Annotated in this window: 14 protein-coding genes; 4 read left to right on the top strand and 10 right to left on the bottom strand. The window is 44.2% G+C overall.

The features are described 5' to 3' along the window. Positions 1-42 precede the first annotated feature (42 nt). A complete protein-coding gene (locus IGJ74_RS03470) occupies positions 43-645 on the bottom strand; it encodes a LysM peptidoglycan-binding domain-containing protein (RefSeq protein WP_016620555.1) in 603 nt (200 codons plus the stop codon). Positions 646-879: 234 nt separating this feature from the next. Here IGJ74_RS03470 and IGJ74_RS03465 point away from each other — a divergent pair, with 234 nt between their 5' ends. Next, a complete protein-coding gene (locus IGJ74_RS03465; protein WP_005237494.1) occupies positions 880-1,269 on the top strand; it encodes a DUF1093 domain-containing protein in 390 nt (129 codons plus the stop codon). A gap of 319 nt (positions 1,270-1,588) precedes the next feature. Here IGJ74_RS03465 and glnA read toward each other — a convergent pair whose 3' ends face one another. The 6 genes from glnA to IGJ74_RS03435 all read right to left on the bottom strand — a co-directional run bounded on the left by glnA (position 1,589) and on the right by IGJ74_RS03435 (position 7,303). Then, positions 1,589-2,929 carry a type I glutamate--ammonia ligase gene (gene glnA, locus IGJ74_RS03460; protein ID WP_005225167.1) on the bottom strand — a complete coding sequence of 447 codons (1,341 nt, stop codon included), beginning with the start codon at positions 2,927-2,929 and terminating at the stop codon, positions 1,589-1,591. A gap of 59 nt (positions 2,930-2,988) precedes the next feature. Next, positions 2,989-3,369 (bottom strand): MerR family transcriptional regulator, encoded by a 381-nt coding sequence (locus IGJ74_RS03455; RefSeq protein ID WP_005225166.1) that lies wholly within the window; start codon positions 3,367-3,369, stop codon positions 2,989-2,991. A 289-nt stretch (positions 3,370-3,658) separates the two neighbouring features. Further along, positions 3,659-4,903, bottom strand: coding sequence for a GTPase HflX (gene hflX, locus IGJ74_RS03450; RefSeq protein ID WP_218193263.1), 1,245 nt, complete (start codon positions 4,901-4,903; stop codon positions 3,659-3,661). Continuing rightward, the gene (gene miaA / locus IGJ74_RS03445; RefSeq protein ID WP_008377061.1) at positions 4,900-5,817 is read right to left on the bottom strand and encodes a tRNA (adenosine(37)-N6)-dimethylallyltransferase MiaA; all 918 of its coding nucleotides are present in this window, start codon (positions 5,815-5,817) and stop codon (positions 4,900-4,902) included. Before miaA ends, hflX begins: the two co-directional genes overlap by 4 nt. Further along, entirely contained in the window at positions 5,814-6,563 is a 750-nt protein-coding gene (locus IGJ74_RS03440) for a glycerophosphodiester phosphodiesterase (protein ID WP_218193262.1), read from the bottom strand. Before IGJ74_RS03440 ends, miaA begins: the two co-directional genes overlap by 4 nt. Before the next feature lie 221 nt (positions 6,564-6,784). Beyond that, a complete protein-coding gene (locus IGJ74_RS03435; RefSeq protein WP_218193261.1) occupies positions 6,785-7,303 on the bottom strand; it encodes a hypothetical protein in 519 nt (172 codons plus the stop codon). 175 nt (positions 7,304-7,478) lie between these two features. Here IGJ74_RS03435 and clpP point away from each other — a divergent pair, with 175 nt between their 5' ends. Next, positions 7,479-8,069: an ATP-dependent Clp endopeptidase proteolytic subunit ClpP gene (gene clpP / locus IGJ74_RS03430; RefSeq protein WP_005225161.1), complete on the top strand. Its 591-nt coding sequence runs from the start codon at positions 7,479-7,481 to the stop codon at positions 8,067-8,069. Positions 8,070-8,129: 60 nt separating this feature from the next. Here the strand turns inward: clpP and IGJ74_RS03425 are convergent, their stop codons facing one another. The 3 genes from IGJ74_RS03425 to IGJ74_RS03415 all read right to left on the bottom strand — a co-directional run bounded on the left by IGJ74_RS03425 (position 8,130) and on the right by IGJ74_RS03415 (position 12,273). Further along, a complete protein-coding gene (locus IGJ74_RS03425; protein ID WP_016611938.1) occupies positions 8,130-8,723 on the bottom strand; it encodes a gamma carbonic anhydrase family protein in 594 nt (197 codons plus the stop codon). 62 nt (positions 8,724-8,785) lie between these two features. After that, positions 8,786-10,543 (bottom strand): ABC transporter ATP-binding protein, encoded by a 1,758-nt coding sequence (locus tag IGJ74_RS03420; protein ID WP_005237514.1) that lies wholly within the window; start codon positions 10,541-10,543, stop codon positions 8,786-8,788. Continuing rightward, a complete protein-coding gene (locus IGJ74_RS03415; RefSeq protein ID WP_008377050.1) occupies positions 10,540-12,273 on the bottom strand; it encodes an ABC transporter ATP-binding protein in 1,734 nt (577 codons plus the stop codon). The genes IGJ74_RS03420 and IGJ74_RS03415 overlap by 4 nt, the downstream gene beginning before the upstream one ends. A 401-nt stretch (positions 12,274-12,674) precedes the next feature. On the opposite strand from IGJ74_RS03415, the gene IGJ74_RS03410 reads away from it, so the two are divergent. Together IGJ74_RS03410 and rnjA are read left to right on the top strand one after the other, a co-directional pair. After that, on the top strand, positions 12,675-12,887 hold the full coding sequence (locus IGJ74_RS03410) for a DNA-directed RNA polymerase subunit epsilon (protein WP_005225157.1): 213 nt from the start codon (positions 12,675-12,677) through the stop codon (positions 12,885-12,887). Between the two features lies 1 nt (position 12,888). Then, a complete protein-coding gene (gene rnjA, locus IGJ74_RS03405; RefSeq protein WP_087665117.1) occupies positions 12,889-14,568 on the top strand; it encodes a ribonuclease J1 in 1,680 nt (559 codons plus the stop codon). Positions 14,569-14,708 lie beyond the last annotated feature (140 nt).

Raw genomic sequence — 14,708 nt, 5'->3', positions numbered from 1 at the left:
CGAGCTCTAAAATGCGCTCGTCTCTACTCGTATTCTACTTGTTTACCAATTCGTATAAACATCAATACCGCTATGACCGACACCTGTGTCATAGACTTTGTAGGCACCTAAGGATGATTGACCGGTCGAACCTTTCGGTTGATTGTCACTGGCAACAACGATGTACCCATCGGCATCACGGATCGTTCCGTCAGAGGCCACATGGCGTCCAGGGATGTTCAATCCGCCTCCTGGCAAAACTTTTTGTGAGTAGTACGATTCTCTCACACCATTGAAGTAGTTGATCCCATCCACTGGATTCAGGACTCCAGAACCAGCACCAGGAATGCTTGAACGGGTTTGACTCACGTTAGCAGTCGCTGTAGATTCACTTTTTTCTGTGCTTTCTTTCGTACTTGTTTCTTTGTTTTCTACTGATTGGCCATCGTTAGAAACCAACAATGTTTCGCCATCAAAAATCATATTTGGATTTTCGATCGAATCATTCAAAGCTAAAAGGTCTTCGATCGTTGTTTGATAAGTAGCAGCGATCCCAGATAGGGTGTCTCCTGGTTCGACAACATGGGTTTGTTCTGCTGCTGAAACAACTGTTCCTCCAACGAATAAACCAAATCCTGCAACAACTGTAAATGCAAATTTTTTCAAATGAAAAAACCTCTCTTTTGATTATTTGTCCCGCTATCGGGCACAAGTAAGAGAATAACATTACAATGTTGCAGGAAGGTTTCAGAAATGTTTTTCATTATCACAATTGTTAAACAGAAAATTACAAGCTTTTTGATAATAAACAGTAAACTTACAATATTGTTATCCATTTCGATGAATGATTTCGGCTCCATCATGCTATAGTAAACCCAGTAATTGAAAGGATCGATGCACATGAAAAAACTACTTTTGACGCTTGGCGTTTTGATTTTAGCAGTAGGTGGCTATTTTGGCTACACTTACTATACAACAACTTATCAAGGGATAACGGCCTATGCCATCACGCCCAACAAAGTCCCAGAAAAGACCCAAACGTACAGCGATTCCGGTGAAAAAATCGATGGCTCCTTTACGTATAAGTACACGTTTGAGTTTGTTAAGAAAAACGGCGAGAAAGAACTCATGACCTATGATCTTTCTGGTGAAAATGTGAAACCATTCGCGCCAAATACCTTAGTCAAAGCAGAGATCAGTAAAACCCGTGTCATCTCGGGTCCCAATGAAGTCCCTCAATCAGAAGTCCCAGCAAAAATACTGTCTGAGCTGGAAACCTTTGACGAATAAGGACTTCTTACAAGAAACTTTCTACTTTTTAAGGTTCATTTTACTTTGACCGGCTATGCTAGCTTTATACCAAAACTATTTTTCTTCCTCTTACCAGTCCTCGCCCGACTGGTATTTTTTATTTTTTCTCAATGATCAGGCAAAATTTACGCGCCTTATAGACAGAACCGCTCTAGCTTCGCAATGTTTTTCTGTTCAAATTTTGATCAACCAGTTATTGACTATCGGAAATAAATAAACCGAGAATTATTAGGATAAAAGCTGAGTTCATCATAAAAAAACCGCTAGATTGTTTATCTCTAGCGGTTTTCTTGCGATTTTAGTATAGCTCCAAGTATTGTTCTCTTTCCCACTCGGAGACTGTTTGGCGGAAGGCTGCCCATTCTAATCGTTTTGCTTCGACAAAGTTGGCATAGATGTGTTTGCCTAAAGCATCGATCATCACTTGATCTTTGCGCAATGCTTTGATGGCATTGTGGATCGTTGATGGCAGATCTTCGATTTGTGCTTCTGCACGTTCTGTTTCGTTCATGATGTAGATGTTGCGGTCGACTGCTGGTGGTGGTGTCAACTCACGTCTAACGCCATCAAGTCCTGCTTGCAGTAAAACAGCCATTGCTAAGTATGGGTTGGCTGATGGGTCAACCGAACGCAATTCCAAACGCGTTGACAAGCCTCTTGATTCTGGTACCCGAATCAATGGTGAACGGTTGCGTCCTGACCATGCCACGTATACAGGCGCTTCGTAACCTGGCACTAAGCGTTTGTAGGAGTTGACGGTTGGGTTGCAGACAGCTGTGTAAGCACGGGCGTGTTCGATCAAACCGCCTAAGAAGTGATACGCTGTTTGGCTTAATTGCATTGGCCCTTCTTCATCAAAGAAGACATTTTCATCGCCTTTGAACAAGGACATGTTGCAGTGCATGCCTGAACCGTTGATGCCGAATAATGGTTTTGGCATGAAGGTTGCATGCAAGCCGTGTTTACGAGCAATAGTTTTCACGACAAGTTTGAAGGTTTGGATGTTGTCACATGCTTCCACTGCATCCGCATATTTAAAATCGATCTCGTGTTGCCCTGGTGCTACCTCATGGTGAGACGCTTCAACTTCAAAGCCAAGGCTTTCTAATTCTAATACGATATCGCGACGGCAGTTTTCCCCTAGATCGGTTGGGGCAAAATCGAAGTAGCCGCCTTTGTCGTTTAATTCCGTTGTGATTTCGCCTGCTTCATCTAATTTGAATAGGAAAAATTCTGGTTCTGGTCCAAGATTGAAAGAAGTAAAGCCAAGGGATTGCATGTCCGCTAATGCCCGTTTTAAGTTGCCGCGAGGGTCGCCTGCAAATGGGGTGCCATCTGGATTGTAGATATCACAGATCAAACGAGCCACTTTGCCATGTTCACTTTCCCAAGGGAAGATCATCCATGTCGACAAATCAGGATACAGATACATGTCACTTTCTTCAATACGGACAAATCCTTCAATAGAAGAACCGTCAAACATCATTTTGTTTTCCAGTACTTTATCTAATTGACTTACAGGTACTTCAACGTTCTTGTTTGTTCCTAAAATATCAGTAAACATCAAGCGTAAAAAGCGCACGTTCTCATCCTTTACGATTTGTTTGATGTCTTCGGCAGTTCTTTCAAATTTTGGCATAGTATCCCTTCCTTTTTCCCAATTCTTTTTTTATATCACAGCAATGATCTACAAATGTTCTACATTCGTGGACCTTTTTGCTGGTATGGCTGTTGTTGATTCAATCCACCTTGAGCCAAGAGTTCATCATAAAAAATTCGACGAACATCTTCATCGGTCAGCGGCGGTTTGTTCTTCGCTTCTTTTTCTTTGGCAACTTTCATTTCATAAACTCGTTTGATCCCAGCCATGTTCAGTCCATCGGAAAGATAGTCTTTGATCTCTAGCAAGGTATCAATATCATTCAGCGAATACATGCGTCGATTGCCATCGCTGCGTTCCGGGTGGATCAATTCTTGTTCTTCGTAATAACGAATTTGACGGGCGGTGAGATCGGTCAATTTCATGACTGTTCCGATAGGAAAGACTGACATTGAGCGCCGCAATTCTTTTTCCCGCATAACTTGGCTCCCCTCCGTTTCAATGATGCTGCGTAACTTTATGGAAACTATACCAATTCTTTTTTTGCGTGTCAACCCCTCATGTTAGAAAAAGTGACATGAATGCAAATTTTTTTGATTTTTTCATTAGGTCCTTGATTTGATCGTATGTTCAAGCAGTTGTTTTTATGGAAGAAATGGTGCTTTAGCCAAAAATGTTCGGTTTTTGCGTTCAAAGCAAGCCAAACCACTTATACTTCATAATTTTGTCACGACAAAAAAAACGGTGCATCGGTTGCACCGTTTCTGCTTATTCCTGTTCTTGCGCCATTCTGCGTAGTGGATAGGTATCCTCAAGCGCAAATCCTTTGATATGATAGGTCTGTGTTGCTTCATCGAAGGCATTGCTCAAAACTAGTGACTCCCGTTTTAAACGATTCAGCGCATTGCCTTCATCGGCTTGCAGAACCAGATGATAAGGCTGCATGATCTGCATCAACTCCATTTTGATTGCCTGAGTCAAGCGTTCTTTGCCTTTGGTACTCTTTGCCGAAATCAAGACGTTGGGAAAGAGCGTTGGGACAAACTGATCGGCGTCGATGCGATCCGCCTTATTATAGACCGTCAACATCGGTAATTGGGTCAAAGAAAGTTCTTCCATTAACTTCAAGACGGTCTCCTCTTGCTGAACCCGTTCTTCGGAACTGGCATCGACGACATGCAGCAAGAAGTCCATGTTTTGACTTTCTTCCAGTGTGGAATGAAACGCATCGATCAATTGGGTCGGCAATTCTTGGATAAAGCCAACCGTATCGGTAATGGTGACTTCAAATCCTTCCGGCATCCGCCAGCGTTTCGTCAAAGGATCGAGTGTTGCGAACAGCTGGTCTTGTTCATAGGTATCCGCACTGGTTAAAATATTTAAAATAGTTGATTTTCCGGCATTGGTATAACCAATCAAGCTCATTTGAAAGACTTGGCTGTCTTTGCGCTTTTGGCGTGTCCGGTCTCGATGGGCGGCCACTTCCTTCAATTCCCGTTTGATGATGGTGATGCGGTTGCGGATGTGTCGACGATCGGTCTCCAGCTTGGTTTCCCCTGGCCCTCTCGTTCCGATTCCGCCCCCTAGCCGAGACATGTTCTTTCCTTGCCCTATCAAACGTGGAAGCAAATAATCCAGCTGCGCCAATTCTACTTGCAGCTTTCCTTCTTTGGAACGGGCACGCATCGCAAAAATATCGAGGATCAGCTGGACGCGATCAATCACTGGCACTTCTAGCGCATCACCGATCAACTGGCTTTGCCTTGGTGTCAGTTCATGATTGAAGATCACTAGATCTGCTTCATGTGCTTCTGCCAACTGCTGCAATTCCGCAACTTTCCCTTTGCCAATCACGGTTTGTCGATCGACTTGCTGCCGTTTTTGCACCAGTGAAAAAACAACTTCACCATTGGCGGTTTTTGTTAAGCTTTTCAATTCTTTCATTGACGAATCAAAATGAAGATAGTTTTTCTCCGTTTCTACTCCGACAAGAATCACACGTTCTTGGCTCATCTTTTCTCCTCCAACCATTGGTTGATTTCTGTTTCAAGGGTACGTTGTTCTTCAGGTTGTCTCACTAAATCAATCCATCGGGGCTGTGCTCGGTTATTGAACCACGTCAGCTGCCGCTTGGCATAGCGGCGTGAGTTTTGCTTGATTTGCTCAATTGTTTCATCCAATGTGGCCTGCCCGTGAAAATAGGGCAAAAATTCCTTGTAGCCGATCCCTTTGGCGGCTTGCGTTTCTGGATACTGCAAAACAGCTTTTGCTTCTTCGATCAAACCTTGATCCATCATTAAGTCCACTCGCTGATTGATTCGCTGGTATAACAATTCTCGCTCAGTGGTTAAACCGATCATGAAGAAATCGTACAAAACTTGCGGTGTTTCTTTTGGTGCAGCAATACTTTCGCCAGTCATTTCAAAAACCTCCAACGCACGAATCACTTTCCGCTCATTGTTGTAGTGGATCTTCGCTGCTGCCAAGGGATCGACCGCCTGCAGCTTTTGCCATAGAGCTTCTTTGCCGATGGCTGCTGCTTCTTGTTCATAGCGCTGACGAATCGTTGGGTCGCCTTCTTCTGCCCCTAAACGAAAGTCATACAAAAGCGCTTGGATGTATAGCCCTGTCCCCCCCACAACGATCGGCAGCTTTCCTTGCTGCTGGATCGTCTCAATGGCCTCACGCCCCATTTGCTGGAAATCAGCCGCAGAATACGTTTCCGTCATTGCACGAATATCGATCAAATGATGAGGAATCCCTGCCATTTCTTCCTTCGTCACTTTGGCGGTACCGATATCTAATTGTCGATAAATTTGCATGGAATCCCCGCTGATGATCTCCCCATGGTATTTTTGAGCTAATTGGATACTCAAGGCGGTTTTACCGACTGCGGTCGGTCCCACGATCACTAAGACTTTTTTCATCCTTTTGTTTCCTCGCGGACCTGCTGCACAATTGCCCGAGCGTTTTCTGGAAAATCGGTGATGATCCCGGTCACCCCCAAAGCCAAGCAGGTGCGAATCGCCGCTTCTTCATTGACAGTCCACGGACGGATCGCAATCGGAAAATCAGTCAAGACCGTTGCTGTCTCTTGGACCCAGCGATAGGCCGGATGAATTCCTTCGATATACGGTCGGCTGAGCGCCAACGGTGGTTTGTCTTCCCCGCGTCCCATAATAAAATCAAGGATCGCATCCGGTTCGATCGCATGCATCCGATCCAAAGTCTCGATATTGAAGGAACAATACCAATGAGTAAAAGGCCATTCTTGGCTATTCAATAAGTCGGATACTTTGGCTTCGATTCCTTCATACTCATAATGATCGGTTTTTAATTCAATCGTCAAAATGCCACGATAATTCTTCGCTGCAAGTAAATCCAACACTTCTTTTAGCGTGGGGACTTTGGCGGCTTGGAAGTCCTCAGAAAACCAGCTGCCGGCATTGAGTTCTTTTAGTTCAGCAACCGTCAGGTCACAGATCCGACCTTTGCCGTTGGTCGTTCGATCAACCGTTTCATCATGCATGACGATCAAGCCGCCATCTTTTGATAGATGCACATCTAACTCAATGATATCAGCTTTGACCCGCACCGCTTCCGCAAATGCCGGTAGCGTGTTTTCAGGTCGGTTGCCGCTACTCCCGCGGTGGGCAACGATTTGTACCATCATTCTTTCACTCCATTCTCACTCTTTATTTTACCATGGAATCTGCTAGAACCAAAAAGCCTCTGTTTGTTTTGATCCTTTTAAGGGGACAGCGCTTTGTTTCGGTCAAAGAAAAACACTCTTACTATGATCGCAGTAAGAGTGTGTGTGATCAGTTGAAAAAGTGCAATCGTCGATACTATGGTTTGGTTACCTTAACCAAGGCGACCGACTGACCAGAAGAATCAAATCGTTTTTGAAAAATAGGTCAACGGTTCGCTCGTCATGTTTTTCATTTGGTTTTTACGCTCATTGACCATTTCAACCAATTGATCAAGGAAATTTTCCATAATGATCCGACCGCCTTTATACGTATACCCACCGAACTTAACGGTTTCCTCTGGCGACAAAATCACCCGACGTGTCCCGATTTTTTTGAAAAATTCTTCCAAGAAAAAATTCGGTAGATAAAAACTATTTTGCGCCGCAAAAGATTGTAGATAGGCGAAATCATCGATGGTGATATAACAGTCATCAAAGGCATCAAAGCTGACATACTCATCCATCAACATGACCCGTTTTTGTAGAATCTCACTGATTTTTTGATTCAATAAAACCAGCGTTTCGATTTCTTTGACTTTATGCTCCAACAAACGGCGTTGTTTTTCTTTTTGTTCCTCATACCGAATGCGTAAATTAAAAATGATGGTTACTAACAATGCGCCCACTAAGACGCCAATCAAACCTGCTATTGCTACTGCCATTCTTCGATCCTTCCTCATTCCTTTTTTAATATTGTATCATATTTGAAAGTTTCGCAAAAAAGATAACGAACTTTTTATTTGACCTTTCTTGACCTAATCGGTATACTATCTCTTAGATATTGCGAAAACTTTATGCTAAACTATATCTATAACGATTTTTAGGAGGACTATCACTATGAATTTAATTCCTACTGTCATTGAACAATCATCTCGCGGTGAAAGAGCGTATGACATCTATTCTCGTCTATTAAAAGACCGGATCATTATGTTGAGTGGTCAAGTAACCGATGACTTAGCAAACTCGATCATTGCTCAGCTTTTATTCTTAGACGCGCAAGATTCTGAAAAAGACATCTACTTGTACATCAACTCGCCTGGCGGAAGCGTTACTGCTGGTCTAGCGATCTTTGATACCATGAACTTTATCAAAGCCGATGTCCAAACCATCGTTATGGGGATGGCTGCTTCTATGGGTTCATTCTTATTGACCGCTGGTGAAAAAGGCAAACGCTTTGCGTTACCAAATGCCGAAATCATGATTCACCAACCATTAGGTGGCGCACAAGGTCAAGCAACTGAAATCGAAATTGCTGCCCGCCACATTTTGGCAACCCGCGAACGTCTGAACAAAATCTTGTCAGAACGTACTGGTCAACCAATCGAAGTGATTGAACGCGATACCGATCGCGACAACTTCATGACCGCACAAGAAGCCAAAGACTACGGCTTGATCGACGAGATCATGGAATCAAACAAATTGAAATAAGCTTGCATAAAAAGGTGTACGAAGCAATTCGTACACCTTTTTGCGTCTTTTGGTTCATCGTCAGACTTCGCCATATTGGCCTTGTTGGTAAGCATGCCCATTTTCCACGTAATGCGTGATGTTTGCCTGATTTTTGGCGATCTCTTCTTCTGTCAACGGGCGGATCACTCGTGCCGGACGACCAAACGCCAACACATTAGGAGGAATGACGGTTCCTTCCGTCACTAACGAACCGGCACCTAACAAACTATTTTCGCCGATCACGGCATGATTCAAAACGATCGAGCTCATGCCGACCAGAGCCCCTTTTTTGATGGTACAGCCATGGAGCATACACTGATGCCCAACAGTCACATCGTCTTCAACGATCGTCGGGGCATCGTGATCAACGTGGATGATCGTTCCATCTTGAATATTGGTACGCGCGCCGATTTCGATTCGATTGGCATCGCCTCGAATCACTGCTTGAAACCAGACCGTACTATCTTTTCCTAGAGTCACGTTTCCTACGATCGTCGCATTTTTTGCCACAAAACAAGGTGTCGCTTGCGGCGAGGCGGGCGAAACTGTTTTTTGGGTTTCATTCCCTGATTGTTCTTTGTCCATCAACTTCTCCTTCCAATCCATAAACGGATCTGCGCTTTCTTTTTTCACTATAGCACCACCCTTGCTACAATGCAAAAAGAGCGCCAGTCAGACTGGACGCTCTTTTCGGCTTACTCGGCTTCTTCTGAAAATTGACTTTGATATAGTTGGCTATAAAAGCCGCCAGCTGCCAACAAGGTCTCGTGATTGCCTTTTTCAATGATCGACCCTTGATCCATCACTAAGATCAGATCCGCTTCACGAATCGTTGACAAACGATGGGCGATCACAAAGCTGGTACGACCTTCCATCACTTTATCCATTGCTTTTTGAATCAGCGCTTCTAAGCGGGTATCTACCGAACTGGTGGCTTCATCGAGAATCAAAATCTTCGGATCAGAGATGACTGCCCGGGCGATGGTCAACAATTGTTTTTGTCCCAAAGAGACATTGTCGCCTTCAGAATTGATGATCATCTCGTAGCCATCTGGCATCGTACGAATGAAGTGATCCACATTGGCGGTTTTTGCTGCATCAACGACTTCATAATCGGTGGCATCTAATTTCCCAAAGCGAATGTTATCGCCGATCGTGCCTTCATACAACCACGCATCTTGTAAAACCATCCCAAACAGTGAGCGGACATCGTGACGTTCCATCTTCTTCGTGTCGATGCCGTCGATCTTGATGGCCCCTTCATTGACATCATAAAAACGCATCAACAAATTGATCAAGGTCGTTTTCCCAGCACCTGTTGGTCCAACGATCGCCACAGTTTGTCCAGCTTTGACTTCAAAGTTCAAGTCTTTGATCAATGGTTTTTTCGGATCATAAGCAAAGCCGACATGTTCAAAGGTCACGTCGCCTCTGATTTGTTCCGGCAATTGGATATCGGTTCGATTGACTGGCTCTTCTTCCTCATCTAAGATTTCAAAGACCCGTTTTGCTGCTGCTGAGGCACTTTGTAAGACGGAAGACAACTGGGTAATGTTCCCCATTGGCTGACTGACTTGCCAAATGTATTGAATGAACGCTTGCAGCTGACCAACAACGATCACGCCGCTGATCACGTAAAAACTACCCATGACTGCCATTGCGATATAGGTAAAGTAAGCGGTCATTTGCACCAGTGGCATCATCAATCCTGACACAAAGGCAGAACGAAAGCCGTAATAGCGCAACTGGTGGTTAACGTTTTTAAACCCTTCAAGTGTTTGCTTTTCCCGTCCATACACTTTCAACACACTGAATCCAGTCATGTTTTCTTGTACGTAGCCGTTCAGATCTCCTAACGCATTTTGCATGCCTTGGAAGTCCTTTTGCGACTTTTTGACGATTGTGCGAGAAATCAATAAGGAGGCTGGGATCATGATCAATGAAACCAATGCCATGTAAGTATTGATATAAAACATCATAGAAACCGCCATAATGATTCCTAAGAAGGCATTGACGATCCCGATCAAGGCTTGCTGCATCGCACCGCTGACGGCATCCACGTCATTGGTCACCCTTGACAGGATATTCCCTTGCTGGTTGCGGTCGAAGTAAGAAACGGGCAGACGATTGATTTTTTCTTCAATGTCTTGCCGCAAATCTCGCATCGCAGATTGGACAACGTTGGTGATCAGCAGCCCTGACATCAATTGTGAGAAACAGTAACCGACACCAACGACTGCGATCCAGATCAAGCAAAGGATCACGTAATCAAAATTAACGCCTTCGCCTGCAGCGATGTTGCGGCTGATCTCTGTCGTCGGCAATCCAGAAACATACGGCATTGCCGCATTGAAGCCGACGGTTGCAACTGTAAACAGCAAGACTAGGATAAATTGTACTTTGTATGGTTTGATGTAAGCACCTAACCGTTTTAAAGAAGAGATTGCTTTCATTGTGCCAACTCCTCCTCTGATAATTGTGACGCCGCAATGTCGTAGTATACTGGACAAGTTTGCAGCAGTTCTTTGTGGGTACCGATCCCAACCACATCGCCTTCATTCAAGACGACGATCTTATCGGCATTCATGATCGTTCCTACTCGTTGAGCAACGATCAAAACGGTCGATTCCGTGGTTTCTTTTTTCAAACGTGCCCGCAATTTTGCATCCGTTTGGTAATCCAATGCAGAAAAACTATCATCAAAAATATAGATCTCTGGTTGGCGAATCACCGCACGGGCAATCGCTAGACGTTGTTTTTGTCCGCCAGAGAAGTTGCTTCCGCCTTCTGCCAAATGAGCATCAAAGCCATCTGGTGTGCGAGAAATGAAATCGGCCGCTTGCGCAATCTCGGCTGCTCGTTCCAGCTCTGCTTGCGTGGCATCTTCTTTCCCATAGCGCAGGTTTTCTGCGATCGTCCCTGTAAATAGCAACGCTTTTTGAGGGATAAACCCGATCTTGTTGCGCAAAGTCGTTAAACTGTAATCCCGAACGTCAACGCCATCCACCAAGACTTGGCCTTCACTGACGTCGTAAAAACGCGGAATCAATTGGATCAAGGTCGATTTCCCGCTCCCGGTACTACCGATAAACGCCACAGTTTCACCTGGTGAAGCGGTAAAGCTAACATTACGAATCACTGGACTTTGGGCATGTCCCGGATAAGCAAAGGTAACATTTTTAAATTCCAAGAAACCTTTTGTCTTAGTTTCTGTCACTGGCTGTTCTGACTCTTTGATTTCAGAAGTCGCATCTAACGCTTCTTGGATTCGGCGAGCAGAAACGGCCGCTCGTGGATACATCGTAAAGACGGTCGCAAACAGCATGAAAGAAAACAGCGCATGGAAGATGTATTCGATAAACGCAATCAAGTCACCGACTTGCAGTTGCCCTTGATCGATTTGAATACTTCCCGTCCAAATAATCAAGATCATCACGATATTGAATAAGAAGAAAAAGCCCGGTTGTGCCGTTGCCATCAAGCGAAACAAGCTGCGAGAACTAGACGCATAGGCTTGGTTGACTTTGCCAAAGCGTTTTTCTTCAAATTTTTCATTGACGAAGGCACGGATCACTCGTAAACCAGAGAGATTTTCCCGCAAAATGCCATTGATTTTATCTAGATTGGCTTGTTGCTTGGTGGATAATGGTTCCGAGATTTTGGCAATGGCGATGACTGCCATTAGCAATATCGGCAACGCCCCCAAGACATATAATCCTAGTTGTGTACTTGTCCGCATGACCATGTACAAGCTGACCACAAACATCATGGGTGTCATCAAACCCGTCCGTAAGATGCTTTGCATAAACAGCATGATTTGATACGCATCATTGGTCACACGGGTGATCAATGATGAAACCCCGATTTTTTCATATTCAGTATGTGAATAGCCTTGGACTTTTTCAAAAAGATCGTCACGAATATCTGCCACAATGTTAGTGGTGATACGTGACGTGAAATAGCCTAACAAAATGTTCATCGTGATCCCCACAATGGTGATCGCGATCATCGCCGCACCCATTTTCCATATGTAGTCGCGATCACCAGCGGCGATCCCTTTGTCGATCATTCTTGCCAATAACGTCGGCAAACCTAATTCAATCAAAATAAAACCAAAAACACAGATGAAATTAAAAACCAGCAGTTTCTTGTTTCTCATCGTGTAGTGCCACATTAATTTCAAAAAATCCCCTCCTTTTTTACTTCATTACTTCTACTATAGCATAGGAATATTCTTATTGTAATGCACTTTCAACGAAAAAAAGCAAACTTCAGCGATAGTCCTTTCATTTTCTTTCAGTAAGCCTTTTCAAAATGACGTGTTTCTATACTTATTCGTTTTTCTGTGATAAACTAGGGATACTTGTAGTGGAACGACTTACAAACCCGGTGAATTTTTTATGACGACATTTGGAAAGCAAAGACGAGGCTTTCTCTTTTTTCTCACAACGATTGTCTGAAAAAAGCATGCAGCGGCTCTCGAAGCCTTCTTTTCAGGTCACTTTATTCGGACCTCGATTTTGTGATGCAGCGAATTCATCAACCAAATAGACTACTGCGAAAAGCAGATAAAGGAGAAAAGATATGATTTACAAAATTTATTACCAAGAAACAAAAGACCGCAACCCAAAGAGAGAACAAACCCACTCTTTGTACATTGAAGCAGACGATGCAGTGATCGCACGCCGTCTGGTTGAACAAAATACCCCATACAACATCGAGTTCGTTCAAGAACTAGATGAAAAACATTTAGCTTACGAAAAAGAAAACGCTGATTTCAAATTAGCGGAGTTTTAAGATGAAAGTTTCGCTGAAAAATAATGAGACTGGCGTATTCGGCGTCGGTGGACTTGGCGAAATCGGAAAAAACTGTTATGGGGTTCAATTCCAAGATGAGATCATCTTAATTGACGCGGGAATCAAATTCCCCGAAGATGAACTGCTTGGGATCGACTATGTCATTTCCGATTATAGCTACATCGTTCAAAATTTACCGAAAGTCAAAGGCTTGATCGTCACTCATGGTCACGAAGACCATATTGGCGGAATCCCTTACTTGTTGCGGGAAGCCAATATCCCGATCTATGCGGGACCCTTGGCACTTGCTTTGATCACCAACAAATTAGATGAGCATGGCTTATTGCGGGACGCGGAATTACACGAAATCAATGAAGATACGGTGATTCGTTTCCGTAAAACATCCATCAGCTTCTTCCGAACGACTCACAGTATCCCTGATGCTTTAGGTGTCGTTGTCAAAACGCCTTCTGGCAATATCGTCGCAACTGGCGATTTCAAGTTTGACTTTACGCCTGTGGGCGAACCAGCAAACTTGCACAAAATGGCAAAAATTGGTGAAGAAGGCGTCCTTTGCCTCCTTTCCGATAGTACCAATGCAGAAATTCCGACCTTTACCAAATCAGAAAAAACGATCGGCAGCTCGATCCAAAAGATTTTTGAAAAAATCGATGGTCGGATCATTTTCGCCAGCTTTGCCTCCAACATTTTCCGTCTCCAACAAGCTGCAGATGCGGCGGTTGCGACTGGACGTAAAATCGCCGTTTTTGGACGCAGTATGGAAAATGCGATCATCAACGGACAGCGCCTTGGCTATATCAAGGTGCCAGATGGAACCTTTGTAGAATCTCATGAGATCAACCGTTTGCCTGCAAACGAAACCATGATCCTTTGTACGGGTTCTCAAGGAGAGCCAATGGCTGCTTTAAGTCGAATTGCCAACGGGACTCACCGTCAAATCCAAATTCACCCAGATGATACCGTGATTTTCTCAAGCTCACCGATCCCAGGAAATACCACGAGTGTCAACCAGCTGATCAACTTACTGTTGGAAGCTGGCGCAAACGTGATCCATGGCAAATTGAACAACATCCATACTTCTGGTCACGGTGGCCAAGAAGAACAAAAACTGATGTTGCGTCTAATGAAGCCAAAATTCTTTATGCCTGTCCACGGGGAATTTCGGATGCTGAACATCCACACCCAACTGGCACAAGATGTCGGTGTACCAAAAGAAAATTGTTTCATTATGGAAAATGGTGACATGTTGGCCTTAACAGCGGATACCGCTCGCTTGGCTGGTCATTTCAATGCCAATGATGTTTATGTCGACGGCAGCGGTATCGGTGATATCGGGAATGTCGTCTTACGAGATCGTCGTATTCTTTCAGAAGAAGGCCTCGTCTTAGCGGTAGCGACAGTCGATGTGGCGAAGAAAGAAGTTCTTGCTGGACCAGATATCCTTTCTCGTGGGTTTGTTTACATGCGGGAATCCGGCGAGATGATCAACGAAGCCCAACAAATTCTCTTCCGTGCGTTGCGAGAAGTCTTGAACCAACCAGACCCAACAGAGCACAAATTAAGAGAAGCGATGTCATCGGCTTTACAGCCATTCCTATTTGAAAAAACCGAGCGTCATCCAATGATCCTTTCAATGATCATGACACCGGATGATTTATAGTCTCACATGCAAGGGGAGTTCTCAGGTTACTGGGAACTCCCCTTTTTCCTTTCCGTTGCAAAAAGCAAAAAAAAGACCATCGATTCGATGGTCTTTTGGGTTTTTGATTTCAAAGTGCTCTTACTGGCAGTTTGTTTGAA

The sequence above is a fragment of the Enterococcus sp. AZ009 genome, assembly GCF_050548785.1.
Taxonomy (GTDB): Bacteria; Bacillota; Bacilli; order Lactobacillales; family Enterococcaceae; genus Enterococcus_D; species Enterococcus_D entomosocium.
This window is presented reverse-complemented; position numbering and strand designations above follow the sequence as displayed.